The following is a 26726-nucleotide window of genomic DNA, read 5'->3' as shown; positions in this document are numbered from 1 at the left end:
TAAGAATACCAAAAATAAAGGAGGTAATGGTATGTGGGAACGATTTAAGCCAGACCGACAATATACGCAGCAACAAGCAATGGCCGAACTTGAAATCAAGTCAAACGATACCTTTCGAAGGAATTATAAGAATAAAAAAGGTTTTCCTAAGCCGATAAGTGGCGGAAAGACTCATCCAGTTTGGGATGGATTAGCTCTTAGAAATTATTTCTTTAAGAAGGCCAATCGTTACGCATAAGAAAGGAGGAAATTATGACACTAATGCAATTCAATGATGCGCTGATGACCATCATAGCTGTAGGCGTTGTGATCCTGTCATGTCTGGCCATCAAATACTACAAGCGAGCACCGTTGTTCGATGACTATGACATTAAGAACGATATTACCAACGATCTTGCTCATCAGGGTAAGCGGCTGGCAAAACGAGATTTAAAGCGCGCAAAAAAAGCCCGCTTAGCAGAGCGAGCTTAGGCATAAATTTATCCATAAAAATAATTTATGCATCCATTATACCACGGAGAAAACTAATTTATGTGGGAAAAAATTGAAAAACAATTGAACAAGAAAAATAAGACAACATATTGGCTAGCCAAAGAAACGGGTTTGCCGTATCAGAGCATTTACTCTATCAAGCGAAACAAGAATCAGCAACCAAGTTTCAGCTATATGGTCAAAATAGCGGATGCTCTTGAAATTAGTTTGGACGAATTTAGATAGAACGGAGGACATGCAATGACTACAGGGAACATGGTCGCAGACGGTCTCGACCAACACTTACATGAATATGATGAATGGGCGAGCAAGAATCAGTCAGTGACTCATCTTAACGTTTGGAGTCATGGACAACTAAGCCTTGATGAAATTGAAAAGTCTAATTTAGGACCATTTTTGAAGCACATCAAAAAATATGGCTATCAATTCCAGTATGTATTGGACTCTGATTTAGGCGAGTTCTTGGATTCAGAAGATCTAACTAGTTACTCAATCGAGACAATTTATTTTTAGGAGAAAGAAATGCGACAAAACATTGAATTTAAGCCAACTCCAGAATTGAACGATGGCTTATATAAGTTACAAATGGCCATGAAACAACCAGATAAGACCAAGACTGGTGTACACGGTTCTAAATATGCGGACTTGAATGATGTAGCTAATGCCATCCGCAGGGCAAATAAAGAGAGCAACGCAGGTATTGCATTTGTTCAGAGCGTTAACTCCGAACTTGGACCTGACGGAAAAGAACACATGCAGGTAATGACGATTATTACTCATACATCAGGCGAATACATGATGATTGAAGGCCTTCCAGTAAGCGGTAGCAATAACAGTCAGGAAGCGATGAAGGCAGCTACGTATGCTAAGCGTGGATCATTGATGGCAGCCTTTGGAGTTACACCAAAAGATGAAGATGATGACGGCGAGGAAATGACTGAACTTCAAAAGCATTTGGAAGGCGAAAAGGAGTCCAGAACTAGGGTGCAAGCTAAATGTATCGAATTGTTAAGAACGGTAGATAAAAACAAATTAGAAATGATTTGGGCAACGTTGGGAATGAACAACGAAGGCGCTAACCAGGTTAAAAAATTGAGTTTTGCCAAAGCTAATGCCCTATTCGGAGCAATCAAGTATGCGATGAATGAAGATTTGGAGGAAATTACTAATGATTAATCGAGTGGTATTGATTGGACGAATGACCAAGGATGTTGAACTTCGGTACACGCAGTCTGGTACGGCGGTTGGTTCGTTCACATTGGCCGTTAATCGTCCATTTAAGAACAGCGATGGTGAACGTGAAGCAGACTTCATCAACGCTGTTATCTGGCGTAAACCAGCCGAAAACTTCGCTAACTTTACTGGCAAAGGAGCGCAGGTTGCAATCGAAGGACGGTTGCAAACACGTAACTATGAAAACAACCAAGGACAGCGAGTGTATGTGACCGAAGTAGTAGTCGATAACTTCTCACTGCTTGAATCAAAGTCGGAATCCGATAAGCGACGAGAAGAAAATGGAACGTCACAACCTGAAAAGCAATCATCAGCGCCAGTAAACAATGGTGGAGTTGAGATCAGTGATGACGACCTGCCTTTCTGATTGGTATAGGTGGTAATTATGAATGAACAACCAAATTATTACGCTATTATTCCAGCCCACATCAGATATGATTCTGAATTAGTTCCAAAAGCAATACTCCTGTATGGAGAAATTACAGCTCTGACAAATCAAAAAGGATATTGCTGGGCTGGTGATGAATACTTCGCAAATCTTTATAACGTCAGCATAAGAGCTGTGCAAAAATGGCTTTCTTCTTTAGAAAAAGGAGGTTACATTCACCGTGATGTTCAACGAAAAGGGGAACGAATTGTAAGACGTTATATCAAGTTAGCTGATGGTAACGAAGATATTTTCCATAACATAACGAACAAAAGTTCAAGAACATATGGAACAAAAGTTCCAGAAGTTAACGAACAAAAGTTCCGAGATAATAATACAGAGAATACTACAATTAATAATACAAGTAATAAAACACTATCAAAGGCAAAGCCTTTGGAGAGTGAATTAAAAAATCAATTTGCCGAGATTTGGGAAATCTATCCGAAGCGACCAAGAGGGAATAAAAAGACCTCGTTTACAAAATACAAGAAAGCAATCAAAGATGGCGTTAAGCACGATGAGATTAAGTCAGGACTTAATAGCTATATTAGACAGCTAAAATCGCAAGGCACAGATAATCGGTACATCAAGAATGCTGATACTTGGTTCAATCAAGCTGGGTGGGAAGACGAGTATACGACTCAATCATCAGGAACGATTGGCAACCAAGACTTAACCAAGGCCTATGGTGATTGGGACTTTTAGGAGGATAGATGGAAAGTTTAGCTAATGCTGTGAAAGGGATTGAATCAAGCTTTGAGTCTGTTCCTGCATACAAGCGGGCTAAGCAGAAGCTGAGCGGACTAAATGACGAAGAAATGAAGACTTACATCAAGATGCGAGAAGCAAAGGTTGACCAGGAAGCATACCAAAAGCTAAAGGCATCAGAACACAAGAAGTTTGAAACCTGGAGCATTTGGGGTGGCGGTGGACGACAGAAGTTTGATTTCGACCACTGGGATCCAAACCAGCAAGACAATGTGGCCAAGGCCGAAGAACTAAAGCTAAAGGCCAGGAAACTCACCAAGCGAGTGATTGACGGTTCAGGTCTTAATATCTTGCTGGCAGGCAATGCTGGAACTGGTAAGACAGCACTAACACTGGCAATGATGCAAGCTCTGAAAGAACATTCAGACAAGACAGTTATGTTCGTTAGCACAGTGGCATTGTCGGACAAGGTACACAACTTCAACGATTATCAGCAACAAGAGCGTTTGCGCTACGCCAAGGAACTGATGAAGAAGGTTGATGTGCTAGTGCTAGATGACTTCGGAAGTGAAGCTGGAGGAATGGGTAACACTGATAAGTCAGCTAGTGAACCACTGCAGAAATTTTTCTTTGAAGTTGCTGATGCACGTCAGGCCAAAGATGAATTTGGTAAGCGGACAAAGACAAACATTGTCACAACTAACCAGAAAATTACAGGCGGAAACAACAGCCTGGAACATTCTTATCATGAGAAGATTATCAGCCGACTAATCGCAAAGAAAGAAGCGAATCAATTGATATTTGGAGGAATGGAGGACTTGCGAGAGTGAACGAAGTAACAGTAGCAATGTTTATTGACGGCTTTGAATTTAGTCGGAAGACATATGAAAACGAACAAATTGCGGACAGAGCAATTAACAGCTTCAACAGTGAAATGGCGGAAGCAGGCAAGCCCTATGTCAAGTGGCGGCAGGTTAATAAATAATTATGATTAAAAACGAAAAAGAACGAGTCGCAACAAAGGCTGTTGAAGCGATGGAACATACAGTTCTATCTGGCATTATAGCTAATCAGCACATCGAAGTGGGCGGTCGGATTTATAAATTGACGATTGAGAGGTTATGAGATGACGAAAGAAATTAGCGACAAGATGGACAACCGTTTGTGGACGGCACGACGATCAACTACGCTAGCTGATTCGCAGTTGGCTAAGAAGATTGGTATTAGCAAAACGCAGATTAGACGATTCTATGGCGAAAACCGGCGGAACTTCTCGGACACGAATTGCCAGAAGCTGTGGCGGTTTGCCTATTACGGTGATTGAGGTGGTTGAATGGAAGCGCCAGGTAAGGTTCTTAGCAGGCGGGGCAATATACTAACAATTCAATTAGATGATGATGTTGATACAGATTTCTATACCGACTCAGTAGGCGTGGTGTTTCGTGATGAGCATTCAATCACTGCCCAGCAACGTAAGTTCGCCTATGCCATTATGGCCGACATTGCTAAATCTGATATTGGTGGCTTCTGGGCAGGAGATAACAAAGCTGTCGAGAACTATTTCAAAGCTGAGTATTGCCTTGATAACGATTTGGACTATATCAGCCTGTCAACTCGATTAGGTAATCGAACAGATGCCAACGAGTTCATCAGCATGTTATTGGACTTTAGCCTAGCGCACAATGTAGCGCTGTCCAGAATGCCCGTAAACGAGCTTGAGGGCGACGTTGGAAGGCGGTTCGAGTATTCATGCCTGATTAACAAAAAATGCGTTATATGCGGAACTAGCAAGGGTATTGAGTTCGCTCATTGTAAGGCGATTGGGTTCGTGAATAGTCGACAGAAGATGAACCATCTTGGCTGGCCAGGCATGGCACTTTGTCACCAACATCATCAACAGCAACATTCAAAAGACTGGGGAATTGAGCGATTTATGAATTACTACCATTTGCAGGGCGTGCCAGTTGATGAACGAATTGCCAAGATTTACCACTTGCATGTTGTCAAGAAAGAGGAGAAGAGATGAAGAAATTTACTGAAGAACAATATCGAGCAATTGCAAAGGCTGGGGATAATGCGGCAAACGAAGTTTTTGGACTTATTGATAGTCGTGTTGATTTTGAAGAATTATTAAGAATGGAAGCGCCAGATCAGGATAACGTTTTTTATCCAGATTTTAATTTGCAAAATCAAGAAATTATGGCGATTGCTAACCCAGCTACTCGTGAAGAAGCTAAGGAAAAGTACGTTGAGAAAGAGAAGAAGTATTACTGGATTTCTAAGAATCATTTGCCAAACGGGAAGTTCCGGGTTTTAGTGAAGAGTTCAGAAAGTTATCCGATTGAAATATTTTATCCATCAACTAAACCGTGCACCCCATTTACAGAATCAGAAGTACGAGAAGCGTGCTTCAACCCAGATATGTTTGAACGAGAAGAGGTGGAATAAATGGAAAAATATAAAGTTACAGTTTATGGAGATTTTGAAACTTTTGAATACAGAGATTTAACTTATGAAGAGGCTTATGACGAAGCTGGTAATTATTCAGATGATTACGTGGCAATAGTCACACTTGATGAAGAGGTGGAGTGATGAGACTAAGCATGAATATTGAGAATGCGTATTTCAGCATTAACCAAGACATCCAATATGTATTAAGCAATAAAAAATTAGATTTTAAAGAAAAACAAAGGGTCATGAATTTGATTTTGGATGCTGTTTCTAAAACGATTGATGACAATGTTGAAGAGGAAGAATGATGAACGAATTTACCGAAAAGGAATATCGAAAAATAGTATCTGCTTTTGAAAAAATAACGGATGAAGAAGAAGTTGATTATGGGTTGATGGATGCTGGAGTACATGATTCTTTAAATTTGTACACAGCGTTAGAAGGTAACTATCCATCATTTTCAAAATTTACTGATAATTGGCCAGTAACAATGGCCATTGCTAATCCTCTAACCCGTGATTGGGCTCATGACCAATTTGTCGAGAAAGAGAAGGAGTATATCTGGAAGACAAAAAAGAAGGACAGTGAAAATGATTGCCTTATTTTGTACAAAATTGTTAATACTGGTGGCATTTTAACTGATTTTAAAAGCAAAACAACACCTGACCCAATAACGGAGTCAGAAATGCGTGAATGGGGCTACAACCCAGATATGTTTGACCGGGAAGAGGTGGAATAAATGGCAACAGTAGCATGTAGATTACAGCCTAAATTGAATAAACGAGAAGTAGAACTGATTGAAATTGTTCAAGAAGTTGGCCTTGGAAGAATTATTAAAAATTATTTGCATGATGAATTATCTGATGATGACTTATCTGATGACGACTTAATTAATGTTGACTTTGATGACATTGGCGATGCTTATGTATTGGGATATGAAGAGATGGAGGAATAAACGATTTAAACAATGCTGAATGACGTTTTCTGCACACTGTGCTTTGCCCACGATATACCACACCTAGTCTTTAAAACAAAAGATGGCCATCAGGTTATCGAATCACGGTGTCGATGGTGCAATCACAAATTCGATGAAAGGATAATCGATGGACAAGATTCATATGAGCCCCACAAGGGCTTTCAAATTTAGCAAGAACCCACTAAGGGCGCTAGACGATTACACAGGTAAGCGTGATTGGTGGGAAGGTAGTAAAGATGCTGTGTTGTTCGGGACGTTGGTTCACAACATTGCTGAGGGACGTGAGAAGTTTACTGATGTATCAGATGAAGAACAAGAATTGATGGTCTCAAAAACTGGCAAGAATAAGGGCAGTTTAAAAAAGTCGTATGTTGATGCACTAGTTATCGGTCAACACCTACATGATTATGCTGAACAGTTTGGCGATGCTGACTATGAAGTATCAATCAATGAGGAAGCCGAAACTGGCAAGGTGTTCAATTCACTGCCACTGGTCGAGCTGACATGCTAACTAATCAAGCAGTGTTTGATTTTAAGACAGTAGCGCCAATGGACTTTGATGGGTTTTTGAAGTATGGCAGTTTCCGAGATGGTCGTGATGAGGAATATAAGAAGCAAATTGCTTATTATGCTTTCATGTTCGGCAAGAAAGAAGCCCATATCTTGTATATCAAAAAGGATGCTGAAAAACCATTTATCTATGACTACTTGATGTCGACCATTGAGATTGAACGCTATGCCAGTGAGATGTCAGATGATATTGAAAACGCTGTGCACTTCATCGATTGTCCAGACGACTCACAGGCAGTCAATGATGGTAGCAAATGGGCGTTTGATTATTTCGGGGGTGTTATTACAAATGAACCGTAAAATTACACAATTAATTCCGTTTGAAAGCAATGGCAATCAGATGTTTATCAAGGTCGGGAAGAAAATTCCTTTTTATAACAAAGTGATTAAGTCCATTCATTTGAACGTGAAAAATGAATTTGACCAGTACAGCGGTCAAGTAAAGGGAACGCCACTTAGTTACTATGTCAAATTTGAAGGCAATTCAGCTGCTATTGTACCGTTCGATAAGTATCTGGCGATTTATGAGGAGGTTATGGATGAAGAAAATTGAAAAAATTTGGCCTAAATATTTAAGAACAAAACCAGATGCACAGGACATTAAAGCAGTTAAAGATTTGATTGAAGAACAATATCCAGATTTCGGCGTTGCTTATCGAAATGGACTGATTAGGTTTAAATTTGATGATTGGCAAGCTGATTGGCTAATTGATGTTTTCTGTTGTGAATCCTGGGAGTTGTTTGAAGACGTTTATGAGCCAATGGATTATCCAATGTTTAAAAAAGAACCAAAATTTGAAGATGAAAAAATCGAAAATCCTGAACGATACACTGGAAAATCAGGCATGCAAGTTTTCAATGTTATCAACGAATTTGGGCTGGATTTCTATGAAGGTAACGCGCTCAAATATCTGATCAGATACAAAGATAAGAATGGCGTTGAAGATTTGGAAAAGGCAAAGGTCTATATTGACGAAATCATCAAGAACTATGAGAAAAAGGAAAAACTAAATAATGAAAAATTACATGAAGTGGTTGGGTCAAGAAGTTAAGTCATTGAATGCTGTTGGTGCATCAATGTTGGCGTTTATCGTTGGTGTACAGTTGGCATTGTTCTTGGTCAACCCAATTACACCATTAGCTGTGGTCACATTGTTGGCAACATTTATCGGTTCGGCATGTACGGTCTATATGATGATTGGAAAGCCTATCAATGGCTTGCTTGGACTGATTAGCGCAATTGGCTTCATTTACGTCAATTGGAACGCTGGTCATTATGCCAGTGTGTTAGATCAATTGGTATTCGTGGCACTGATTGATATTCCATTAATCGTTACTTGGAAAAATTGGGGTCATCGGATTGCTAATGGTGTGAAACATTTGTCTGTGTCTGGTTGGTTGTTGACCCTTATCGTGATTGTAGCCGCTTGGTATCCAGTAATGGCCGTTTACACATCATTGGGTGACACCAATCCAATGTGGGACAGCTTGACGTTGATTATTGGCGCAACAGCATCATTGTATGTGTTCATGGGATATGGCGATTCATACACGTTGTGGTTGGCATCTGATTTCGTCAACATTGTCCTTTGGTTCACGGCATTATCTGCTGGTTATTCAGCTAGTTCATTGCCAATGTTGTTGACGATGGCGTTTTACTTGATGACAGCATTGTATGGTCGATTCGTATCAGTTTGGAGTAAATGACGGCATTGCTGTCAGAAAGGGCAGTGATGAGAACGAAAGTAGACAAGTGCTTTTATGGCTATTTCTCAGGACAATTTAAAAATGAGTACGAATGGCGATTGAAGAATTTAAAACATCCAACATCAAGAGCTGATGAAAATGTAGGTGGCGGAAAATTAGAAAACGTCAACACTGCAAAAGAATCTACCGAGAATCGAATTATCAAAGTTGAAGATGATGAACGATTGAATGAGATTATTCGATTAATTGATGCAGTTGACCGTTTTGTTCGTATTATTGACCATGATGAAGTCGAACTGCTAAGGATGCGTTATAAACGTCATCCAGATAAGTGGAACTTCATTTCGGTCAAATTGTGTAAATCAGACAGGCAATTGCAAGATGATTTGAAAAGTCTTAAGGCTGAATTCTTAGCTAGTTATTATTACCCTGTGGATAACTAATTTAGACGAACGACTTCGCTAAAACTTCGTACATTGTTCGTATTATGGCTAAAAAACGGCGTTAATATGGTAGTATGGAAAACTTAGATATTTAAGTATTTCCACAAGGGCACATATCTTCCAAACTACCAATGCCTCTTTTTAAAAACAAGATGTGCTCTTGTTTATGCAATCATGTAGCTCAATAGGACAGAGTGCGGGAAGCAGAATTTATTTCTGTTATCCCGAGGTTGCAGGTTCGACTCCTGTCATGATTGTAGGTTGCGGAAACAACCGAAAAACTCCTTTGAGAAAATAGTCAGTCTGGAATGGCTGGCGTACATATCGGTGGTTAAATGTGGCATTCAATCTCGGTAATTCGAGGAAAAAGAATGACCAAGTCGGATTGGTGCCTTGCCGCTGCATTAATCCTGTGGTATTTGCCGTTTGAAAACTAGAGCCTATCCAAGTTGCAGGTTATGGATTGTGGTATCAGGGGAGGCGTGACGAATCTGGTGCGGAAAATGTGGGATAGCTGGTTAGAGGTCACGGACTCTAATAGGGTAGCGGAAGCTATCAAAGCCTAGAAAGCGTTCTGGCCTTCAGCAAGTCAGTGTACATATCGAACTGTTGCAATTTTTGCAATGGTTCTTTTTATTTGGAGGAACAAAATGTACGAAGATAAAGAGATAAGAATGAAGCGACACAAAGAACAGGCAACGTCTGTCAATAAACAGTTCGCTACTGTGACTGATGAACGGCCAGATAAACACGATTATCGGCACGCTAACATGCGGGCAGGATTTCGAAACGGCGCTATCAATTACCACAAGCATATGAGGTGGTTGGACAAATGATAATAGCTTTATTAATAATCGTTATAGCATTGTTCCTGATTGAACTGATGGTCGATGCCATAGCACTGACGTTGGTGATTGTCTGGTTGTTCTTTGGATTAAAGGTAGCACTGATTGTGTTAGTAGTGATGTTGATATTAGGGTGGTTGTTTCATGCCAAGAGTTAAGCGATGTCGAGCAAATGGTTGTCATGCAATGGTGGCGTTTGATTCACGATATTGCAAACGACATCAAGACTTAGCAATGGACGAACCAAAGCCAGTGCGCAACACCTATCACTATAATCACCACACTAGGAATAGGAATGGTCAGAAGATAGATCAGTACAAGTTCTACAGAACACGCCAGTGGGTTCAATTGCGGCAGTCGACATTAGATGCGCAACATTATCTGTGTCAGTATTGTTTGGCTGATGGGATTGTAACCACTGCTAAAACAATCGACCATCGAATCCCGATAGAATTTGATAGCAACTTACGAGCAGACATCAACAACCTAGATGTTATCTGTTCGAGTTGTCACACTAAGAAGACAAACTGGGAAAGAAAGTGGTATGGCACTGGAAACGGCAACAAGTTGCGACAAGTTCGAGCGATTGACGATGTGAAAACAATAAATAAAATGATGAATGACGTTTAGAGTGCCTAATAGGCGTTTTAAGCGTTTTTTATTTGTGCGTGTGTAATTACACTAAAAATGTTTTAAAATCGCAAATACCCCCCCCTAACGTTTGAATGACGAGAGAGCGCTCACATATCGTCATCTTATAAAAAAATCGAATTTTCAAAATTTTTTACCCTGGGGGGGTGGTGGCCATGTAAAAGGAGGGCGGGAATGCCTAAAAAATCGAATAAAAACGTCAACGGTGGGCGCTTACGCAAAGACCCTCCCGACTATTTTGGAAGACAAGCGGGTGTCACATGGCGACAGATAGTCGATTTTTTAAAAGACTATCCAGACGTAACCAGAATTGATTCAAATTTGGTTGAAATGTATTGCACGCAGTATGAATTGTACCGAAACGCCTATAAGCACATTCAAGAACACGGTGAAGTGCAGGCAATTTATACATCCGTCCAAAACGCGGCCGGTGAAGTCATTGAAAAAGATTTCAAAGGCTATAAGCGAAATCCAATGACACAAATTTATAACGATGCAGTTAAGAATTTGAACAGCATTGGTTCAGAGTTAGGTCTATCACCTAAGAGTCGTCGCGCTTTGTTTGGCGAACTGTCCAATGGTGCTGATGATACTGAAGAAATTATGAAATTGTTTGGTGGTAGCTGATGAAAAAAATCGACTTAACCGTTTCGCATAAAGTTGACGAAGCGTTCGAACAATTGAATACAGACGAGATTAGAAGTAAGTACACTGACAAAGGAACACGCTATGCTTTCAAAGTTTTAAAAGGAGAAGTAACTGCTGGCTATATGATGAAGTTGGCAGCATTCCGCCACATCCGAGACTTGCAACGCCAAGGTGATGATGACTTTCCATTTACTTACTCAATGAAAAAGGCGGAACAGATTCTGCTATTTGCGTCCATGTGTCCAAATGTTGACACTGGTGAGCCAACAGAACTGATGGATTGGCAAGAGTTTATCCTAACTCAGTTGATAGCATGGCGCAATGAAGACAATGGTAAACGTTTCAGTCGTGCCATTGTTTCGGTAGCCCGTGGACAGGGCAAGACTTACCTGATGGCGATTGTCATGTCTTACTCTTACTTCATTGAATCGATCGGTTTGGAAAACCAGGACTTTTTAGTGTCATCCATCAATTGGAAGCAGACAACCAAGCTGTTTGGCTACATCAAGACCATGATGAAATCGTTGGCGCATGATTCCATTTTTAAGAAGCTGGCAGATGAAAGTGAGTTGGCCATTCAGAACGACCAAATCATCATGAAGAAACACAACAACGTGATTCGGGCCATCAGTCATGAATCAGGACAGTACGATTCCTACCATTTCACAACCGCTATCGTGGATGAGATTGGTGAAATCAAAAGCCGTGAGCGTATTTCTAAGATTGTATCTGGCCAGGTCAAAGTTAAAAATCGTCAGTTTATCCAGATTTCAACCGCTTATCCTGATCCGTCTGTGCCATTCCACGATGACCAGAAGATGATTCAACAAGCAATGGAACAAGATTATAACCGAGATGCCGACACGTATTTGGGTTTGATCTGGGCTCAAGATGATTTGGCGGAAACGTATGATGATGAGTCATGGATTAAGTCGAATCCGCTTTTGTATTTAAAGGGGCAATATGCCAACTTGATTTCTGGCTTACGAGACAAGCGAGATGCTGACAGTTTGTCGGGCACACTGTCCGACTTCCAAAACAAGAACCTGAACATGTGGCTACAAGAATCAACCAATTCATTTCTAAAACTAGCCGACATCGAGAAGTCTATTATTCCAACATTCAACATGGATGGCCGACAAGTCTATATGGGATTTGATTACTCCATGTTTTCAGATAACACGGCCATCGGCTTTGTCTTTCCATATGAGGAAGATGGCGAACGTAAGTGGCACATCTACCAGCACAGTTTTATTCCATGGGAGAAAGCAGGTTCAATCGAGGCCAAAGAAAAGCAAGATGGCATCGAGTATCGGCATCTGGCTGAACTCGGTTACTGTACCATCACAAGCCACCCGCAAGGCCTGATTAATTCTGACCAGGTGTATCAGTGGATGCGTGAATTCGTGGAAGACCATCGTTTGGATGTGGTGTTTTTTGGTTACGATGCTTGGGGTGCAAAGCCTGTCATTAAACAACTAGAAGCCAACAGTTCCTGGCCGTTGTTAGCTGTTCGTCAACGGACGAGTGAACTCAAAGATCCAACAAAGTTCCTGCAGTCATCAATGGTTGAAGGTTCATTGACTCGGTTGGATGACAAGATACTGGAAAAGGCGTTGATAAATGCCCAAATTATTGAAGATAAGATTGGCATTCAAGTCGATAAAGCAAAAGCTACGCTCAAAATTGATGTGGTCGATGCCATCATTGATGCGATGTATCAGAGCATGTACCATTTTGAGAGTTTTTCAACGGTCAACGACCCCAACCAACAGTATGAACGAATGACTGACGAACAAAAATTGGAGTTCTTATTGAATGAGTCGGGCATGGTATAGGAGATTTACAACATGATTAAACGTTTATTAGCGCCTATATGGCGCTTTTTTGATGTCATTTTTTTCACGATTTCGATGGTTTTTATCAATATTTTTGCGTTTTATTGGGGAAATCGATGGGGTTTTCTCAGTTTAGCAATCACATCATTTCTCGTGGCACGGGCCAGTGAAATTCTGGCCTATCAAATGAAAGGGGGTGATGATTAATGCCACTATTTAAGCCAAATTTCCAAAACGGTTTGGCAGTTCCAGGTGGTGAAGAGATTGGTTTTACCGACGGTGATGTTATTAACTTTTTAAACGTTGATGGTAATGACAACAAGTATGTAACGGCTGATAAAGCGTTGCAAAATTCAGATGTGTACTCCGTTGTTTATCAGTTGAGCTCTGATTTGGCGACTGCAAAGTTGAATGCTAATAAGAAACAGTCCCAAGCCATGATTGATAATCCAACAAATAACTGGTCAAACAGTCATGCGTTCTGGCAATCAGTGTTTGCTCAGTTGCTGTTAGGTGGGGAAGCCTTTGTTTATCGTTGGCGAAATGTGAATGGAAACGATATGCGCTGGGAGTATTTGAGGCCTAGTCAAGTGACTATTTATGCACTAGAGGACTTCTCAGGCGTTTACTACAATGCTTCATTTGACAGCCCATTGGTTGGCTACAAGGAAGCAATTCCAGCTAACGACATGATTCATTTTAGAATGATGAGTCAGAACGGTGGGGCTACTGGTATAAGCCCACTTAGTGCTTTGTCCAATGAATTTAAGATTAAGGACAATTCAAACAAGCTGACATTGAACGCGTTAACGCAGTCGGTTCTGTCGCCTGGAATTTTGAAGATGGATATGGGTCTGCTAAATGATAAAACCCGTGCTGCGGCTTCACGAAAGTTCATGCAACAGATTAACGAATCAAACGGCGGACCAATTGTGCTGGACAATTTGTCTGATTATTCGCCATTGGAAGTTAAGAATGATGTGTCAAAGCTATTGTCGCAAACGGATTGGACGGGGACACAGATTGCCAAGGTATATGGTGTACCTGATTCTGTTTTGAATGGGCAAGGAGACCAACAATCGTCTCTTAATATGATTGGCGGTGAATACGCCAAGGCATTGATGCGATTCGCCAATTCAATCACGTCTGAACTATCTAATAAGTTGGGTGCGAAGGTATCAATTGATTTGAAGCCTGCACTCGATCCACTGAACAACGACTTCGCCTCTAATATCCAATTACTCTCACAATATGGAACACTCTCACCAGAACAAGCACAGTGGTTGCTGAAGAACTCGGGATATTTGCCAGAAGACATGCCCGAGTATGTTGTGCCAGCATCACCACCTAGCGCTGGTGGAAAGGAGGAAAGTTAAATGACAGTTATTGATGTAAAAGGTCCAGTCGTGGATAACGAAACGGCCATGATGTATGACTTTTTCGGGATGAACTCGGTATCACCTAGCACAGTTAGCGCGGCAATTGATGAGGCCAACGATAACGATGATGTAACCGTTAATATCGCTTCAAACGGTGGCGATGTGTTCGCTGCTTCTGAGATTTATACGATGTTGCGGTCAGCGCCTAACAATGTGGTCGTAAACATCCAAGGTTTGGCAGCTAGTGCCGCTTCCGTGATTGCAATGGCTGGCGATACAGTCAACATCAGCCCGACAGCTCAAATTATGATTCACCAAGCATCCACAATTGCCCAAGGGAATAAAGACGACCTCGGCAAGCAAATCAACGCCTTGTCTGGTATCGACCAGTCAATTGCTTCAGCTTATGAAGAGAAGACGGGTATTGACCAAGGGCAGTTGTTGAACATGATGTCCAATGAAACGTGGATTGGTGCGAAGGATGCGGTTGACCAAGGGTTTGCCGACAACATTATGTTTGCAGAAGAACCAACACTACAAGCAGTCAACACTGTGTCGGACATTATTCCAAAGTCAGCCGTGGCCAAGTTCTTAAATTTGAAAGCTAAGGCTGATTTGGAAGACCAACACGAACAGGTTGATGAACCAGTGGCCGAACAAGACCCGTCAGAAAAGACGGAAAAATCAACAATTGAAGAAGAACACAACGATAGTCGCTTATCTGATTTACGCAATCAGAAAGCGGCTATTTTGTTAGGAAAAATTTAAGGAGAAAACTCAATGTCTAACATCAATGAATTAAACACTGTGTTTACAGATGCAGGTCAAAAGGTGTCTGATTTGCAAGCTAAGGCGCAAGCCATGGCTATCAATGACGAAGTGACAGCCGAAGAAGTGTCACAAATTAAGAATGAAATCGAAAATGCGATTGCTAAGCGCGACTTGGCCAAGCAAAACTTGGAACAGGCTCAAGAAGCTCAGGCGGTTGAAGTGTTGAACACTAAAGCTGAGCCTTTGAACAAAGAAGAAAAAGATTTGAAGGCTTCATTCGTTCAAGATTTTAAGGATATGATTACCGGCAATCCACGTTTCTTGAACTCCGTTAATTCAACGACTGATGGTTCAGGAACAAACGCAGGTTTGACAATTCCGCAAGACATTCAAACTCAGATTCACCTTTTGGTTCGTCAGTACGAATCATTACAAGAACTGGTCAAGGTTGAAACGGTCGGAACGTTGTCTGGTTCTCGGGTTTACGAGAAGTGGACTGACATTACGCCGTTGCAAAATTTGGATGCTGATGATGCCACTATTAGTGAAATCGACGAACCACATTTGACGATGGTTAAGTATTTGATTAAGCGTTATGCAGGGATTCAAACTGTTACAAACTCATTGTTGAAGGACACGGCTGAAAACATCATGGGTTGGTTGACAACATGGGTTTCTCGTAAGGTTGTCGTTACTCGTAACCAAGCGATTATTAACCAATTGAACCAAGCTCCTAAGAAGGCAACGGTTGCTAAGTTTGATGATATTAAGGATTTGATGGGGCAACTTGACCCTGCTATCCACATGTTGTCTAGCTTTGTTACCAATCAAGCAGGTTGGGTTGCTTTGAGCAAGGTAAAGACTGCCACTGGTAAGTATCTGTTGGAACAAGACCCAACTCAACCAGACCAGTACACAATTCTCGGACATCAATTGAAGGTCGTTTCAAATCGTTGGTTGCCTGATGTTTCAGGAAACCACCCATTGTACTTCGGTGCATTGGACCAAGCGGTTACATTGTTTGACCGCGAAGACATGACGATTCAAACAACTAACATTGGGGCTGGCTCATTTGAAACTGACACCACTAAGTTGCGTGTTATCGATCGTTTCGATGTACAACCAACTGATTCAGATGCTTACGTGGTGGCATCATTTGCTGCGTTGGCTGATCAACCATTTAATGGTTCAACACCAGCAGCGGCCGCATCACACTAAAATTTAAAAAGTCGCCTTAAAAATACACAGTCTGCACATGCAGGCGGCTGATAGGAGGCACAATGCTCGTATCAATTGATACATTGAAGTTGTCCTTACGAATTGATGGTAGTGCTGATGATGTTTTGTTGACGGGCTATTCAGAAGCGGCTGAGACGTACATCAAGAACGCTATTGGATATGATTATGATGATTTTTACACAGAAGAACGGGTAGCACCGCTATTTGAGACGGCAGTAATCGCCCTTGCAAGTAGTTATTACACGTTTAGAACGTCGTTATCATTGGTTCAGTCTTATCCAGTGGACGTTGCGGTTGAGTCGATTATTGGCCAATTACGTGGCGAATATTTGTTGTTCGAGGAGGAAAAGCAGAATGCAAATAAATCCACTTGAATTTAACGAGCGCTGTGAGTTTGGCGTAAATGATTACAAACCGTCACCTAAAAACGGGAACAACGTTCCAACGTTCCAGCATAAGTTTGCTCGTTGGTTTGGTTGGCGAACCCAGACGTTTAATCAGCAGTACGCCTTATTAGGTGTAACCAAAACAGTGACCAAGCAGATAGCGGTACGACATGACCCAGCAATTACACCAGACATGATGGTGCGAATCGATGGCGTTGTCTACCGTTTTATTTTGTTCTCGCCTGACAATCGGTCGATGCGTGAAACATACGACCTTCTAACCCTCGAGGAGGTGGTCAAGCCATGAGTGATTTTGAAAATATGATGAATGGGTATTTGGAGAAGGCCGGTGGATTGGTCAATTTAACTGTTGAGGAACGTTCGGAAGCAACTCAAAAGGGTGCGGAAGTGTTGAAAGAGAACATGTCTGATTTGACACGCTCACTTCACTACAACAAAAACCGCAAAATTGGCAAGATGCCTCACTTGGCTGATTCCATCACGACTGGTCAATTGGATGGCACAAAAGAGGATGGTGACACAGCGGTTGGCTTCACAACTAAAGACCATAATCACGCCCGAATTGCCAGGTTTTTAAATGATGGCACAGTCAAAATGCGGGGCGACCACTTCGTTGATAAGGGCTTTGTTGAGTACGAGGGCAAGGCATTTCAGACCATGGGGGATGCACTAACTGCTATCCAAGAAAGGAAGGCTAAATGACAGCATTAAGTAACTTATATGCAGTGATTGATGCCAACCCGACTTGGACTGGCAAGACTTACATCAAATCTGTACCTGAGACTATCGGGGAAAACAAAACATTCATCATCGTGCGGGACAGCACACAACAACTTCTGGATTTTGCAAGCAACTCATTTCAAACAATGCAGTTCGACATGCAAGTCCAGATTTTTTATAGCAACGAAAGCGATGACGATTTCGACCAAGTCGAAATGGACTTGATGCGTTATCTGCAATCAAACGGTTATTTTATTGAGAACGTTCGGGGACGAATTCAAGACCCTGACACTTTTCAAGATTACCAAACAATTATTTTAGGCAAACAAGAAAGGAATTAATACATGGCTACATTAGGTATTAAGCGGGCATGGGTTGCTCGTGTCGACCAAAATTTTAAAGTCATCACTGGGGTAAACGGCATCAATGGTCAGGCATCTGACACTGATGGCCGTTTTTTGATTGACGAGTCAAGTTCACAGGGCGTTGCATCAGCTAACATGACGAACTTGCAAGGGGCTTTGTCAGACATCTATGGATCTAACAAGCTTGTTTATAAGTCTGCTGCCAAGGGTAACGCCCAAACAGTGTTGACGGTTAATCATTTGCCAGCAGACGTTAAGCAACGAATGCTTGGCGCTGTTGATGATGGTCGTGGTGGCTACTCTATCAATGGAAAGGCCAACTCAAACAATCGTATCGCCTTGTTGGTGGAATCGTCTGATGCCTTCGACATCACTCAACCTGTTTACTTCGGTTTCTATGCTGGAATTGTGACAGAAGCATCCGAAAACGTTGCCACTAACGATGCTTCAGAAAAGCGGACACAAGATGCTTTGACATTTGGACACTTGGAGCGTGGTGATGACGGCTTTGGTAAACGATATTTCTCATGGCTTTCAAACTTTGATAAGACCAAGATGATGAATGATATTTTCCCTTCAGCATCTGGCACATCAGCTTATTCAAACACTTCAACGTCAACTGCAAGCACGACTGCTTCAACAACGACAGCAAGCAACTAATTTTTACGAGTCACCGCAAGGTGGCTTTTTATTATGGTCTGGATTAGGCCACCTATCAAGTTAAATTAAGGAGAATTTTATGGCCGTTTTAATCAACGTAAAAGAAGAACTCGGAATTTCTAAACCAATCAAGGTTAAGGAATCAAACGCGAATATGCGTAAAACACTTCAATTCCAAAAGGAAATGGCTCGTCTACAAGTTGAGCAAGAAAAATTGCAAGGTCGAGCTGATAAGTCTAAATCAGACGCACAGGCGGCGCAATTGATGTCAAATATGTTCGACATGATGATGAAGATGCTGGACAACGTTCAAGTCTACATCGTTGAAATCCTGCATCTTGATGAAGAAAAGCAGGACTACATTGAAGAAGAAATGGACTTTAATGAAACGATGGATCTAGCCAATAAGATTTCAGGAAAAATTATGAAGGTTGAACCGACTGATGCTACAGAAGAAGGTGATGATTTAAAAGCTTAAATGGGCGTTATGAGTTTTTTGATGATGCCTTGAAGGACTTTGATTATACGTATCAGCAGGTTTTACAGAATCTGCACATTTTGCCATCAGAATTTGATGAAGAAAATTATTATCGAATGGCCGAAATCGTTAGCGCACAAAAGAAGGAAGACCGTCCATTGTCTGGAAATGCCTTCTTGCGTTCGATTGGTATCGACCCCGATGCGATTAACGAAAGTGACCAAGGGAAGGAGGTATAAGACTTGAAAATTAGTAACGAGATGGCCACGAACCTGACCCTTGATATCAGTCATGCTAAAGGTCCGCTGAAAGACCTGACAGCCGAGGTTAAAACAGCCAACAGTGAGTGGAAAGTCCAGGAAGCTCAATTGAAGGCGGCGGGCGATGCTGTTGGGGCAAGTAAAGCCAAGTATGATGGCCTTAACCGAACGGTTAGCGAGCAAAAAGATAAGGTCGAAGCACTCAAGCAGTCGTTGGCTAACAACAACACTGAAACGACCAAGGGCCGTGAGTTGCAAGCCTATTTAACTAACGAATTGGCCAAAGCTGAACGGCAGTTAAATAGCTACAATGGCCAGTTAAACAAGGCTGAGGAAGCCTACAAATATCAGTCAAGCGGATTGGCCAAGGTCAACAATGATTTAAGCCACAACACGGAACTGACAGAAGCCAATGTCCGTCAGTTAAAGGCGGAAGGCAACGAATCAGAAGCCAATAAGGTTAAGTTAGCAGGGTTAACCAAGACCCGCGACAGTTTGAATAAGATTTTGAAAATTCAGACTGATGAATTAGACAAATTAGCTTCAACTGGCGATAAAAACTCAGAAGCCTACAAGAAGCAAGAGTTGCGTGTCGCTCAAATGTCGGCAAAAGTAGCGGAAGCTAATAAAGACATTAAAGAGTTGAATGAGCGAAACATTAAGCCAAAAACATCTGGAATTGATTCAGTTAAAGAAAAGCTTGATTCAATGAACAGTAAAGTTAAAGAAACGAATAGCCGTTTCCGAGACATGTTGGGCGCTCAACTAGTAGCAACAGGTATAATAAACGCCTTTTCTAGCATTCGGAGCCATATAACAGGAGTTGTTAGTGCTGGTGCTGATTACAATAAAACGATGCAAGGAATTCAATCCAGCTTTGACACGTTTACGAATGGTAATCAAAAATTAAACAAGCAACTAACCGACAATGTTGTCGCTATTAAGAATACATCCGGATATGCTGAGAACGTTGGCGCTGCAATGACAAAGGCGGCGTATGGCGTTAATCAAAATCAAGATTCCATTAAGAAATTAACCAATTCATTTGGTGTTTTAGGTCGTGCCTACGGTAAGAATGACGATTCAATGGCTGCTTCAGTTAAAATGTTTCAACAAATGAGTTCGACGGGCAAGATTACTTCTGGTTCCATCTCAAAGATGGACAAACAATTCAAGGGATTTGGCAATCAATTAGCTAAAACAATGGGAGTTTCTCGTACTCAGCTTGATAATTTTGCCAAAAGTGGAAAAATCAGCATGCAGGACGTTGCTAACGCGATGAATTCGTTAGCGGCTACAAAACCATTAGCTTTGGACAACTATTATAAGACTTTTGATGGTTTTACCAATCATTTTGAAAGCAGATATAAAGAGTTATCAGGTAAGATAACAGCTGGATTTTTCAATAACTCAAATACGATGTTGGCTAGTTTGTCGAAGTCATTAGACGGTAAACAAGTTGATGATGCGTTTAGTCGGTTGGGTGATTCGGTCAATAAAGCCGCTAACACAATCTTTGGTTCATTCTCAAAAACGTTTAAAACTGGTAAAAATCCAGTTGTGACGTTTGCAGATGATGCTTCAAAGGGTATTGAAAAATTTGGAAACTTTATTGCCAACCATGCTAAGGATATTCAAAACTTTTTCGAAATGGTTAAGGATTTAGGCAAAGCTGGATTTGGAACAATGGGAGCAACATTAAAAATTGTGCTTCCAATTTTGGAGTCCTTGGGAAAATTTGCTAAGAATCACCCGAAAGCATTCAAAGCGTTAGCAGTTGCTATTCTTGGTTTTAACCTTGCTTTAAAAGGTACTATCGGTGTTCTTGGAGGAATGAAGAAGGCATCGGATGCGTTTAAATTTGGGAAGGGACTATTTGTTAAAGTTGATGAAAAAACGAACGAAAAGGAACTTACCAAATTAGGTTCAGCGGTTAAGAAAACATTTACCGGAATTTGGTCAGCCACAAAAGCAATCGGTAGAGGGTTAAAATGGACTGCCAAATTAGCTTGGTCTAGTGTTAAAAAGTCACTAAGCCTTATCGGAAAGGCAGCCAAAGGAGTTGGCAAAGGTCTAAAATGGACGGCTAAGATGGCTTGGTCAGGTGTCAAGAAATCATTGAGTTTGATTGGTAAAGCTGCTAAAGGAGTTGGCAAAGGGCTAAAATGGACAGCTAAAATTGCTACTAATGTTGCAAAAAAGGCCCTTACTGGATTGCTTTCAGTTGGAAAAATGGTAGGCCGCGGATTGAAAACAGCTTTTGAATTTGCCAAGTCAAATCCATTGTTGATGATTGTTTCGGTAATTGGGCTAGTTATTGGTGCTTTAACTGAACTGTACCAGCACAATGCCAAATTTAGAAAATTTGTCAACGGTATGTTTAAGGCTGTTCAAGAGTTCATTGCTCCAATTGGTGACTTTTTTTCTGGCATTATGAAGGGCATCTGGGATGTTATTAGCACTTATCTTGGTTTTGTCGTTAAATTTTGGTCTACTGTCTGGAAGGGGATTAGTACAGTAGCCAGTGGTATATGGAACGGTATTTCGAGTTTCATTAGTGGTGCCATCCATGGAATCAGCTCAACGATTTCAAATGTATTGAGTGGTATTTCTGGCACTTGGAAAGAAGTGTGGGGCGGAATATCTTCATTTTTCGGCGGATTGTGGGACGGTATCGTCAACACAGTTGAAAAGGCCATCGACAAGATTAAGAGCGTTATTAATGGCGTTAAGGATGTAGTGGGTGGCATCGGTAAATCAATTGGTAAGATGATTCCACACTTCGCACGAGGTGGAATCGTTAGTCAAGGTGATCAAGTGGTCATGGTCAATGATGGCGATGGTCAGGATTATAAGGAATTAATCCAATTGCCAAACGGCAAGATGACCATGACTAATCAGCGTAATGCCTTGATCCCATTACCTATTGGCACACGGATTTATTCGGGCGAAGACACCAAGCAAATCATGAACCGTCATGGCATTAAGAACTATGCCAAAGGAGGCGTTGTCGGAGGTGGTAACACTTATGACATCGTTAACAACTACCACCCTTCAACGATTATCCCAATTAGTGGTGTTGAGTCGTCAGAAGGCTATGAGTTGCTGAACCGTTCAGCTAATTCGTTTAGTCAACCATCATCACAACCAGTTCAGGCATCAAATGGCGATGGCGCAAAGTTGGACCAAATCATCACCTTGTTAGCCATGATTCTTGGGGTTAATAAGGAACAGTTGAACTCTGGCCATCCTAGCAATAACAATGCGTTGACGGCATTGTATCAACAAATGTCGCGGGATAATTCCATGCGTAAGTATCAATCAATCTAGGAGGATTAGATGTCAGATTTCTTTGTAATGCGCAAAGGGCATGATGAACTAAATTTGTCAGATAAATTGCCTTCTGTGCGTTTTTTAGAATTAAATGTCGGGGCACCCCAGTTGACACCGACTTATAACTCGATTCAGGGGAGCGATGGTCAGCTATTACAGACAGTGTCTTTCAATAGTTCAACGGCCGTCGCTTCCTTTTTTATTGAAGGGCGTAATCGGTCAGAATTCAACTTGGCAAAGTCGGCGTTGCAACGTGAGTTGTATGCTCGAGCGCCAATCAGAATCAGGTCGAGTGATGATCCAGGGAAAGCCATGTGGGTTCTGGCTAACCCAACGGATATCAACCCATTAGCTAACAGTGATGATGTTAAGGTTGATTTAGCTTTCACGATTGTGAGCGGGACAAAGCTGACACCTTTTAATAGTGATGAGCTGGTCGAAAATCAAGACAAGTTGTCATTTGGGATGAACCTTGATTTAGACAATCTGCCCAGTTACCACTTCAATAGTAATAATTTTAACGTTTTCAATCCCAGCGACCTGGAAATTGACCCCTATATTCAACACCATCAACTGGTTTGGACGATTAAGGGCACAGGTCAAAGCGTGACGGTTAGCAATGCCACAAACGGCACGAGCTTCACTGCTAACACGAATTTGGGCAGTTCGGACACGTTGACCATGAATGGCATTACGCTGGCTAAGAACGGCACACAGGGCGGAATTGATACGGACTTTGGCCACATCATCCTAGCTCGTGGCGACAATAACATCACGATAACTGGTCTATCGAACGTTGATGTTACTGCGTCGTTCCCGTTCTTGTACTTTTAATTGAACAGTCGAGATAAGTTGGTAGTGCGGTCAAGAGACCAGTCAACGACCGTACCAGTGCAATCACTTGATTTTTCAACACTCCAGACAACTTGGGAAAAAAATAACAGCTATCAAATTGAGTTCACAGCTTATGATGATGATAGCCTAGCATTCAGCCTGCTGACGGTTGAAAATAGCGTTTTTTGGAATGGGCAAGAGTACATCATTAAACAGTCAACAGACGGTTATTCTGGTGGTGTGCATACGTTGCAAATCACAGCGACTCATGTGTTCTACCAGCTCAACAATAGGCGACAAAATGACGTACAAAAAGGGGATGTATCTTATACAATTCAGTCCGCTTTGCAGTTCTTAACCAGTCCTATTCAGGGCTATACGTTCAATGTGGTTGGTAATTTAAACAGCACGCAAACATTAACTGATTTTGGCAACTGTTCCATTGCTGATGGGTTAAGCACGATCGCATCATCATTTAACGTTTATGCCATTGTTCCTGATAATTACATGGTCAATTTGTACAGTGAGACGAGTTGGACAAACGATGTCCATAAGCAGTTCTTTTATCGTAACAACACCAGTGATGTACAGTTGCAATATGATTCATCAACAATTGTCAATCGGGTGCAAGTTGTTTCGACTAATGACACCCCACAATTTGCACCGTTTTATGTAACTGACGATGAATCGATTAAGCAGTGGGGCGTACGTGATGGCGAACGGGTGGAGAACGATAAGGACAACAACACTGACCCAAACGTTGCCACAGCAAAAGCCAAGATGGTCACAGTACCATCATTGACACTGACAGTGACTGTGCAGGAAAATGATGTGCACATGGGCGACATCTGGACGTTGGTCATTCCTGACAGCGGTATTACCACCAAAGTTCAAGTGGTGTCGATTGTTGACACGCCATTTTTAAAAAACAACATGCAAGTGACGTTAAATAACACGATGCAGAATTTCTTGGATTCATTTAATGCCAATTCAAAGCAATTGGCCAATATCCAGATTCAGAATAAAAATAAGGGCGTTTCATTCAACATGTGGACGGTCGGAAAGGTAACGGAGAATGGCTGATACACCAATCGTTCAATATCCTGATGCTAGCGGTAATCGAGCTTATGCTAAGACCCACGTTCAAGCGGTCGATGGACTAGACGACAAACTGTCTGAATATGCCAAAAAAACAGAACTTGCTAATACGGCGTCTTTAGCAACCCAATTCGATTTTTTAAAAACTGATAAAGCTATCTATAACCCAAATGACGTGGTTACGTTTAATCTGACGATGAACCAGAGCGTGGCACGAGTGAAAGTCACTAAATTTAGAAATGAACAAAATTTGGGTGAAGATACTGTCTTTGGTTATGGTAATAATTTCCAGTATCAATGGCAGTTAAATGGTGATGACAACGCCCAGTATTTGGTTAAGTTCTCGAATTTGGACAGCAATGGAAACATTGTTTTCAGTGATTTTATTGCCGTTCATGTGAATACGAATCCTGGTGTCTTTCCAATTATGGGCTTCTTGTCAAAATATGATAATTATGACCCCAATGGTCAACAGAAAATCATTGATTATCTGAACCGTCTGCATATCAATTATGTGCAATATTATGACTGGTTCGAGTATCATGACATTCCATTGTATACGGGTGACCGCAACCAACCATCAGCATATTGGACTGATTTTGCCAATCGGCCAACTAGACTGGATGTTATCCAAAAATATCTGGAATTGTGTCGTGAGCGCAACATGAAATCAATGGCATACGGACTGATGTATGGGGCAAGTACGAATCAAGACCAAAATGGCTGGAATGAATCATCATTCTTGTATAATTCGCCAACTAGTTCACCAAATCCAGGTAATGTGGCGGTCAACCCTTTGCCTCAACCAATGTTTAAAAATAATATTTATATTCTTAATTTTTTAAGTGATGATGTGAAACCAAAGATTTTCAGTGCTTGGCAGAAAGTATTTAATGCATTGCCATTTGATGGTTGGCACATTGATACGTTGGGCGATTTCGGAACAAAGTACATTTACAATTCTGGTTCAGTTGATAGCAATTTCTTAGCCAACGTTGGTTATAAGTATTTTGTGATGAATGCTAGAAATTACTTTGGTAGTGGTAAACAACTGGGCGTGAATGCAGTGGCAACTTATGGATATGATGCGGTTGCTAGTCAAGATGTAAATTATTTATACAGTGAACAGTGGGATTTTGAAGCCAAAAGTTATGATGACTTGCTTCAAAAAATCAAGCAAATGCGGTCAAATCGAAACGATATTGGGCTGATTATTCCAGCCTATATGCACAAGTCAGTTGACTGGTCACAACATGCGCAACAATTTAACACAGACGCTGTTAAGTTAACCAATGACATCATTATGGCTGGCGGTGCTAGTCATTTGGAGATGGGTGAGCACATGCTTAGTCGTGAGTATTTTCCAAATTCCGACATTACCATGTCGCAAGATTTGATTGATTATTTGCCAAAACAATACGATTTCATGGTTGCTTATCATAGGGAGCTTTCTATTAAAAACCCGACTGATTATTTCGTGATGAACACCCACAAGAACAGTAAGAATTACGTTAATACTTCCATGTTCACTGCTATTGAAAACAGTGACCAATACGTGACATCAGTGTCTATTATCAACACTAATGGGTTGAATGGTGACGATTGGCAAGATGCAAACGATAACAGAAAAATTCCTGACCCAATCTATAACGAGCAGGCCAAATTTAATTCATCATTTCGATATGTATTCTGTGCCACGATTGAAAACCCAGAACCCGTGATGCTACAACAAGACCAATGGGGGAATTTTGTGATACCAGAAATTAAAAATTATACATTGATTTGGGGGCTTAGATGAATTTCAATAACATCATTACCAAACTTTCAAATTTAAAAGCAAGCTATGATGCACTGGTGCAATCACTGATAGGGATTGGACTGGTTGAGGAGTTCCCAGAAATATCATTTGATAACAGCTATTCACACTATGATGTGACTGATTATCGTCAGATTTATGACGATTTGAATTTGGCAAGAAGCTGTGTGAACTGGTTGATTACTACAACCAATCAGAATGGCTATGTGGCAGATGATGGGGATGAATTGTCACCCGTTGATTTCGTGGTTATTGACTTAATTGATGGCCAAGAATTATCAGCCTATTACACCAGTAAATTGCAAGAAATGCAGACAGTGTTAGACCAGCTAAAAGCAATTTTGGTTGAAAACAACGTAATCAAAAATTAAGGAGGA

The 26726-nt window shown here is 41.2% G+C and carries 40 protein-coding genes, 1 tRNA gene and 1 pseudogene; all 42 read left to right on the top strand.

Annotated features, from left to right (window positions below; genetic code table 11):
- The first annotated feature begins 31 nt into the window (after positions 1-31).
- The 42 genes and pseudogenes from AABI08_RS06910 to AABI08_RS06705 all read left to right on the top strand — a co-directional run bounded on the left by AABI08_RS06910 (position 32) and on the right by AABI08_RS06705 (position 26720).
- Positions 32-238, top strand: coding sequence for a hypothetical protein (locus AABI08_RS06910; protein ID WP_338344595.1), 207 nt, complete (start codon positions 32-34; stop codon positions 236-238).
- A 14-nt stretch (positions 239-252) separates the two neighbouring features.
- Complete coding sequence (locus tag AABI08_RS06905) at positions 253-471, top strand: hypothetical protein (protein WP_338344593.1); 219 nt, start codon at positions 253-255, stop codon at positions 469-471.
- A gap of 60 nt (positions 472-531) precedes the next feature.
- Positions 532-717: a helix-turn-helix domain-containing protein gene (locus AABI08_RS06900; protein ID WP_338344591.1), complete on the top strand. Its 186-nt coding sequence runs from the start codon at positions 532-534 to the stop codon at positions 715-717.
- A 15-nt stretch (positions 718-732) separates the two neighbouring features.
- The gene (locus tag AABI08_RS06895; RefSeq protein WP_338344589.1) at positions 733-1005 is read left to right on the top strand and encodes a hypothetical protein; all 273 of its coding nucleotides are present in this window, start codon (positions 733-735) and stop codon (positions 1003-1005) included.
- Positions 1006-1014: 9 nt separating this feature from the next.
- Entirely contained in the window at positions 1015-1668 is a 654-nt protein-coding gene (locus AABI08_RS06890) for an ERF family protein (RefSeq protein WP_338344587.1), read from the top strand.
- A pseudogene (gene ssb, locus AABI08_RS06885) lies at positions 1661-2080 on the top strand (single-stranded DNA-binding protein); the annotation flags it as partial. The gene AABI08_RS06890 and the pseudogene ssb, both read left to right, overlap by 8 nt.
- Before the next feature lie 30 nt (positions 2081-2110).
- A complete protein-coding gene (locus AABI08_RS06880; protein ID WP_338344585.1) occupies positions 2111-2857 on the top strand; it encodes a helix-turn-helix domain-containing protein in 747 nt (248 codons plus the stop codon).
- A gap of 8 nt (positions 2858-2865) precedes the next feature.
- Positions 2866-3690, top strand: coding sequence for an ATP-binding protein (locus AABI08_RS06875; protein ID WP_338344583.1), 825 nt, complete (start codon positions 2866-2868; stop codon positions 3688-3690).
- The gene (locus AABI08_RS06870) at positions 3687-3845 is read left to right on the top strand and encodes a hypothetical protein (RefSeq protein WP_338344581.1); all 159 of its coding nucleotides are present in this window, start codon (positions 3687-3689) and stop codon (positions 3843-3845) included. The genes AABI08_RS06875 and AABI08_RS06870 overlap by 4 nt, the downstream gene beginning before the upstream one ends.
- 141 nt (positions 3846-3986) lie before the next feature.
- Positions 3987-4184, top strand: coding sequence for a hypothetical protein (locus AABI08_RS06865; protein WP_338344579.1), 198 nt, complete (start codon positions 3987-3989; stop codon positions 4182-4184).
- A 9-nt stretch (positions 4185-4193) separates the two neighbouring features.
- On the top strand, positions 4194-4886 hold the full coding sequence (locus tag AABI08_RS06860) for a putative HNHc nuclease (protein ID WP_338344577.1): 693 nt from the start codon (positions 4194-4196) through the stop codon (positions 4884-4886).
- A complete protein-coding gene (locus tag AABI08_RS06855; RefSeq protein ID WP_338344576.1) occupies positions 4883-5308 on the top strand; it encodes a hypothetical protein in 426 nt (141 codons plus the stop codon). Before AABI08_RS06860 ends, AABI08_RS06855 begins: the two co-directional genes overlap by 4 nt.
- Positions 5309-5452, top strand: coding sequence for a hypothetical protein (locus tag AABI08_RS06850; protein WP_338344288.1), 144 nt, complete (start codon positions 5309-5311; stop codon positions 5450-5452). It abuts the gene before it with no gap.
- 11 nt (positions 5453-5463) lie between these two features.
- Positions 5464-5619: a hypothetical protein gene (locus AABI08_RS06845; protein ID WP_338344574.1), complete on the top strand. Its 156-nt coding sequence runs from the start codon at positions 5464-5466 to the stop codon at positions 5617-5619.
- A complete protein-coding gene (locus AABI08_RS06840) occupies positions 5616-6050 on the top strand; it encodes a hypothetical protein (protein ID WP_338344572.1) in 435 nt (144 codons plus the stop codon). The genes AABI08_RS06845 and AABI08_RS06840 overlap by 4 nt, the downstream gene beginning before the upstream one ends.
- Complete coding sequence (locus tag AABI08_RS06835; RefSeq protein WP_338344570.1) at positions 6051-6266, top strand: hypothetical protein; 216 nt, start codon at positions 6051-6053, stop codon at positions 6264-6266. It abuts the gene before it with no gap.
- Positions 6267-6429: 163 nt separating this feature from the next.
- Positions 6430-6798 (top strand): PD-(D/E)XK nuclease-like domain-containing protein, encoded by a 369-nt coding sequence (locus AABI08_RS06830; RefSeq protein WP_338344568.1) that lies wholly within the window; start codon positions 6430-6432, stop codon positions 6796-6798.
- Complete coding sequence (locus AABI08_RS06825) at positions 6792-7157, top strand: hypothetical protein (RefSeq protein ID WP_338344566.1); 366 nt, start codon at positions 6792-6794, stop codon at positions 7155-7157. The genes AABI08_RS06830 and AABI08_RS06825 overlap by 7 nt, the downstream gene beginning before the upstream one ends.
- Positions 7147-7410 (top strand): hypothetical protein, encoded by a 264-nt coding sequence (locus tag AABI08_RS06820; protein ID WP_338344564.1) that lies wholly within the window; start codon positions 7147-7149, stop codon positions 7408-7410. The genes AABI08_RS06825 and AABI08_RS06820 overlap by 11 nt, the downstream gene beginning before the upstream one ends.
- Positions 7397-7909: a DUF3310 domain-containing protein gene (locus AABI08_RS06815; protein ID WP_338344563.1), complete on the top strand. Its 513-nt coding sequence runs from the start codon at positions 7397-7399 to the stop codon at positions 7907-7909. Before AABI08_RS06820 ends, AABI08_RS06815 begins: the two co-directional genes overlap by 14 nt.
- On the top strand, positions 7872-8564 hold the full coding sequence (gene pnuC / locus AABI08_RS06810; protein ID WP_338344562.1) for a nicotinamide riboside transporter PnuC: 693 nt from the start codon (positions 7872-7874) through the stop codon (positions 8562-8564). Before AABI08_RS06815 ends, pnuC begins: the two co-directional genes overlap by 38 nt.
- The gene (locus AABI08_RS06805; RefSeq protein WP_338344559.1) at positions 8561-9007 is read left to right on the top strand and encodes a hypothetical protein; all 447 of its coding nucleotides are present in this window, start codon (positions 8561-8563) and stop codon (positions 9005-9007) included. The genes pnuC and AABI08_RS06805 overlap by 4 nt, the downstream gene beginning before the upstream one ends.
- 170 nt (positions 9008-9177) lie before the next feature.
- Positions 9178-9264, top strand: a tRNA-OTHER gene (locus AABI08_RS06800).
- Between the two features lie 732 nt (positions 9265-9996).
- Positions 9997-10482, top strand: coding sequence for an HNH endonuclease signature motif containing protein (locus tag AABI08_RS06795; RefSeq protein ID WP_338344557.1), 486 nt, complete (start codon positions 9997-9999; stop codon positions 10480-10482).
- Between the two features lie 195 nt (positions 10483-10677).
- Complete coding sequence (locus tag AABI08_RS06790) at positions 10678-11130, top strand: phage terminase small subunit P27 family (protein WP_338344555.1); 453 nt, start codon at positions 10678-10680, stop codon at positions 11128-11130.
- Entirely contained in the window at positions 11130-12989 is a 1860-nt protein-coding gene (locus AABI08_RS06785; protein WP_338344553.1) for a terminase large subunit, read from the top strand. Before AABI08_RS06790 ends, AABI08_RS06785 begins: the two co-directional genes overlap by 1 nt.
- A 12-nt stretch (positions 12990-13001) precedes the next feature.
- Positions 13002-13196: a DUF1056 family protein gene (locus AABI08_RS06780; RefSeq protein ID WP_338344552.1), complete on the top strand. Its 195-nt coding sequence runs from the start codon at positions 13002-13004 to the stop codon at positions 13194-13196.
- Entirely contained in the window at positions 13196-14365 is a 1170-nt protein-coding gene (locus tag AABI08_RS06775; RefSeq protein ID WP_338344549.1) for a phage portal protein, read from the top strand. Before AABI08_RS06780 ends, AABI08_RS06775 begins: the two co-directional genes overlap by 1 nt.
- Positions 14366-15136, top strand: a complete 771-nt coding sequence (locus AABI08_RS06770; RefSeq protein WP_338344547.1) for a head maturation protease, ClpP-related — start codon at positions 14366-14368, stop codon at positions 15134-15136. It abuts the gene before it with no gap.
- Positions 15137-15148: 12 nt separating this feature from the next.
- A complete protein-coding gene (locus tag AABI08_RS06765) occupies positions 15149-16357 on the top strand; it encodes a phage major capsid protein (RefSeq protein WP_338344545.1) in 1209 nt (402 codons plus the stop codon).
- Positions 16358-16419: 62 nt separating this feature from the next.
- Complete coding sequence (locus tag AABI08_RS06760) at positions 16420-16752, top strand: head-tail connector protein (protein ID WP_338344543.1); 333 nt, start codon at positions 16420-16422, stop codon at positions 16750-16752.
- On the top strand, positions 16733-17071 hold the full coding sequence (locus AABI08_RS06755; protein ID WP_338344541.1) for a phage head closure protein: 339 nt from the start codon (positions 16733-16735) through the stop codon (positions 17069-17071). The genes AABI08_RS06760 and AABI08_RS06755 overlap by 20 nt, the downstream gene beginning before the upstream one ends.
- On the top strand, positions 17068-17487 hold the full coding sequence (locus AABI08_RS06750; protein WP_338344539.1) for an HK97-gp10 family putative phage morphogenesis protein: 420 nt from the start codon (positions 17068-17070) through the stop codon (positions 17485-17487). The genes AABI08_RS06755 and AABI08_RS06750 overlap by 4 nt, the downstream gene beginning before the upstream one ends.
- Positions 17484-17846 carry a DUF806 family protein gene (locus tag AABI08_RS06745; protein WP_338344537.1) on the top strand — a complete coding sequence of 121 codons (363 nt, stop codon included), beginning with the start codon at positions 17484-17486 and terminating at the stop codon, positions 17844-17846. The genes AABI08_RS06750 and AABI08_RS06745 overlap by 4 nt, the downstream gene beginning before the upstream one ends.
- A gap of 3 nt (positions 17847-17849) precedes the next feature.
- Positions 17850-18530, top strand: coding sequence for a major tail protein (locus AABI08_RS06740; RefSeq protein WP_338344536.1), 681 nt, complete (start codon positions 17850-17852; stop codon positions 18528-18530).
- Between the two features lie 79 nt (positions 18531-18609).
- Complete coding sequence (locus AABI08_RS06735; RefSeq protein WP_338344535.1) at positions 18610-19008, top strand: phage tail tube assembly chaperone; 399 nt, start codon at positions 18610-18612, stop codon at positions 19006-19008.
- 29 nt (positions 19009-19037) lie between these two features.
- The gene (locus tag AABI08_RS06730; RefSeq protein ID WP_338344534.1) at positions 19038-19247 is read left to right on the top strand and encodes a hypothetical protein; all 210 of its coding nucleotides are present in this window, start codon (positions 19038-19040) and stop codon (positions 19245-19247) included.
- A 3-nt stretch (positions 19248-19250) separates the two neighbouring features.
- The gene (locus AABI08_RS06725) at positions 19251-22598 is read left to right on the top strand and encodes a tape measure protein (RefSeq protein ID WP_338344533.1); all 3348 of its coding nucleotides are present in this window, start codon (positions 19251-19253) and stop codon (positions 22596-22598) included.
- A gap of 9 nt (positions 22599-22607) precedes the next feature.
- Positions 22608-23435: a phage tail domain-containing protein gene (locus AABI08_RS06720; protein WP_338344532.1), complete on the top strand. Its 828-nt coding sequence runs from the start codon at positions 22608-22610 to the stop codon at positions 23433-23435.
- A gap of 24 nt (positions 23436-23459) precedes the next feature.
- The gene (locus AABI08_RS06715; RefSeq protein ID WP_338344617.1) at positions 23460-24518 is read left to right on the top strand and encodes a prophage endopeptidase tail family protein; all 1059 of its coding nucleotides are present in this window, start codon (positions 23460-23462) and stop codon (positions 24516-24518) included.
- Positions 24511-26331 (top strand): glycoside hydrolase family 66 protein, encoded by a 1821-nt coding sequence (locus tag AABI08_RS06710; RefSeq protein ID WP_338344531.1) that lies wholly within the window; start codon positions 24511-24513, stop codon positions 26329-26331. Before AABI08_RS06715 ends, AABI08_RS06710 begins: the two co-directional genes overlap by 8 nt.
- Positions 26328-26720, top strand: a complete 393-nt coding sequence (locus tag AABI08_RS06705) for a hypothetical protein (protein WP_338344530.1) — start codon at positions 26328-26330, stop codon at positions 26718-26720. Before AABI08_RS06710 ends, AABI08_RS06705 begins: the two co-directional genes overlap by 4 nt.
- The last annotated feature ends 6 nt before the right edge of the window (positions 26721-26726 follow it).

The sequence above is a fragment of the Fructobacillus evanidus genome (genome assembly GCF_963580165.1).
GTDB lineage: Bacteria > Bacillota > Bacilli > Lactobacillales > Lactobacillaceae > Fructobacillus > Fructobacillus evanidus.
Note: the sequence above shows the minus strand (reverse complement) of the source record. Positions and strands in the feature narration are given on the sequence as shown.

Excerpts from the sequence above, each read along its gene's own strand:
- AABI08_RS06740 (WP_338344536.1), top strand. The coding sequence starts at position 17,850 with ATGGCTACATTAGGTATTAAGCGGGCATGGGTTGCTCGTGTCGACCAA.
- AABI08_RS06820 (WP_338344564.1), top strand. The coding sequence starts at position 7,147 with ATGAACCGTAAAATTACACAATTAATTCCGTTTGAAAGCAATGGCAAT.
- AABI08_RS06735 (WP_338344535.1), top strand. The coding sequence starts at position 18,610 with ATGGCCGTTTTAATCAACGTAAAAGAAGAACTCGGAATTTCTAAACCA.
- AABI08_RS06760 (WP_338344543.1), top strand. The coding sequence starts at position 16,420 with ATGCTCGTATCAATTGATACATTGAAGTTGTCCTTACGAATTGATGGT.
- AABI08_RS06790 (WP_338344555.1), top strand. The coding sequence starts at position 10,678 with ATGCCTAAAAAATCGAATAAAAACGTCAACGGTGGGCGCTTACGCAAA.
- AABI08_RS06750 (WP_338344539.1), top strand. The coding sequence starts at position 17,068 with ATGAGTGATTTTGAAAATATGATGAATGGGTATTTGGAGAAGGCCGGT.
- AABI08_RS06855 (WP_338344576.1), top strand. The coding sequence starts at position 4,883 with ATGAAGAAATTTACTGAAGAACAATATCGAGCAATTGCAAAGGCTGGG.
- AABI08_RS06745 (WP_338344537.1), top strand. The coding sequence starts at position 17,484 with ATGACAGCATTAAGTAACTTATATGCAGTGATTGATGCCAACCCGACT.
- AABI08_RS06895 (WP_338344589.1), top strand. The coding sequence starts at position 733 with ATGACTACAGGGAACATGGTCGCAGACGGTCTCGACCAACACTTACAT.
- AABI08_RS06775 (WP_338344549.1), top strand. The coding sequence starts at position 13,196 with ATGCCACTATTTAAGCCAAATTTCCAAAACGGTTTGGCAGTTCCAGGT.
- AABI08_RS06890 (WP_338344587.1), top strand. The coding sequence starts at position 1,015 with ATGCGACAAAACATTGAATTTAAGCCAACTCCAGAATTGAACGATGGC.
- AABI08_RS06805 (WP_338344559.1), top strand. The coding sequence starts at position 8,561 with ATGACGGCATTGCTGTCAGAAAGGGCAGTGATGAGAACGAAAGTAGAC.
- AABI08_RS06860 (WP_338344577.1), top strand. The coding sequence starts at position 4,194 with ATGGAAGCGCCAGGTAAGGTTCTTAGCAGGCGGGGCAATATACTAACA.
- AABI08_RS06880 (WP_338344585.1), top strand. The coding sequence starts at position 2,111 with ATGAATGAACAACCAAATTATTACGCTATTATTCCAGCCCACATCAGA.
- AABI08_RS06900 (WP_338344591.1), top strand. The coding sequence starts at position 532 with ATGTGGGAAAAAATTGAAAAACAATTGAACAAGAAAAATAAGACAACA.
- AABI08_RS06845 (WP_338344574.1), top strand. The coding sequence starts at position 5,464 with ATGAATATTGAGAATGCGTATTTCAGCATTAACCAAGACATCCAATAT.
- AABI08_RS06835 (WP_338344570.1), top strand. The coding sequence starts at position 6,051 with ATGGCAACAGTAGCATGTAGATTACAGCCTAAATTGAATAAACGAGAA.
- AABI08_RS06875 (WP_338344583.1), top strand. The coding sequence starts at position 2,866 with ATGGAAAGTTTAGCTAATGCTGTGAAAGGGATTGAATCAAGCTTTGAG.
- AABI08_RS06785 (WP_338344553.1), top strand. The coding sequence starts at position 11,130 with ATGAAAAAAATCGACTTAACCGTTTCGCATAAAGTTGACGAAGCGTTC.
- AABI08_RS06850 (WP_338344288.1), top strand. The coding sequence starts at position 5,309 with ATGGAAAAATATAAAGTTACAGTTTATGGAGATTTTGAAACTTTTGAA.
- AABI08_RS06840 (WP_338344572.1), top strand. The coding sequence starts at position 5,616 with ATGATGAACGAATTTACCGAAAAGGAATATCGAAAAATAGTATCTGCT.
- AABI08_RS06910 (WP_338344595.1), top strand. The coding sequence starts at position 32 with ATGTGGGAACGATTTAAGCCAGACCGACAATATACGCAGCAACAAGCA.
- pnuC (WP_338344562.1), top strand. The coding sequence starts at position 7,872 with ATGAAAAATTACATGAAGTGGTTGGGTCAAGAAGTTAAGTCATTGAAT.
- AABI08_RS06720 (WP_338344532.1), top strand. The coding sequence starts at position 22,608 with ATGTCAGATTTCTTTGTAATGCGCAAAGGGCATGATGAACTAAATTTG.
- AABI08_RS06815 (WP_338344563.1), top strand. The coding sequence starts at position 7,397 with ATGAAGAAAATTGAAAAAATTTGGCCTAAATATTTAAGAACAAAACCA.
- AABI08_RS06780 (WP_338344552.1), top strand. The coding sequence starts at position 13,002 with ATGATTAAACGTTTATTAGCGCCTATATGGCGCTTTTTTGATGTCATT.
- AABI08_RS06830 (WP_338344568.1), top strand. The coding sequence starts at position 6,430 with ATGAGCCCCACAAGGGCTTTCAAATTTAGCAAGAACCCACTAAGGGCG.
- AABI08_RS06765 (WP_338344545.1), top strand. The coding sequence starts at position 15,149 with ATGTCTAACATCAATGAATTAAACACTGTGTTTACAGATGCAGGTCAA.
- AABI08_RS06755 (WP_338344541.1), top strand. The coding sequence starts at position 16,733 with ATGCAAATAAATCCACTTGAATTTAACGAGCGCTGTGAGTTTGGCGTA.
- AABI08_RS06795 (WP_338344557.1), top strand. The coding sequence starts at position 9,997 with ATGCCAAGAGTTAAGCGATGTCGAGCAAATGGTTGTCATGCAATGGTG.
- AABI08_RS06710 (WP_338344531.1), top strand. The coding sequence starts at position 24,511 with ATGGCTGATACACCAATCGTTCAATATCCTGATGCTAGCGGTAATCGA.
- AABI08_RS06825 (WP_338344566.1), top strand. The coding sequence starts at position 6,792 with ATGCTAACTAATCAAGCAGTGTTTGATTTTAAGACAGTAGCGCCAATG.
- AABI08_RS06770 (WP_338344547.1), top strand. The coding sequence starts at position 14,366 with ATGACAGTTATTGATGTAAAAGGTCCAGTCGTGGATAACGAAACGGCC.
- AABI08_RS06905 (WP_338344593.1), top strand. The coding sequence starts at position 253 with ATGACACTAATGCAATTCAATGATGCGCTGATGACCATCATAGCTGTA.
- AABI08_RS06705 (WP_338344530.1), top strand. The coding sequence starts at position 26,328 with ATGAATTTCAATAACATCATTACCAAACTTTCAAATTTAAAAGCAAGC.
- AABI08_RS06865 (WP_338344579.1), top strand. The coding sequence starts at position 3,987 with ATGACGAAAGAAATTAGCGACAAGATGGACAACCGTTTGTGGACGGCA.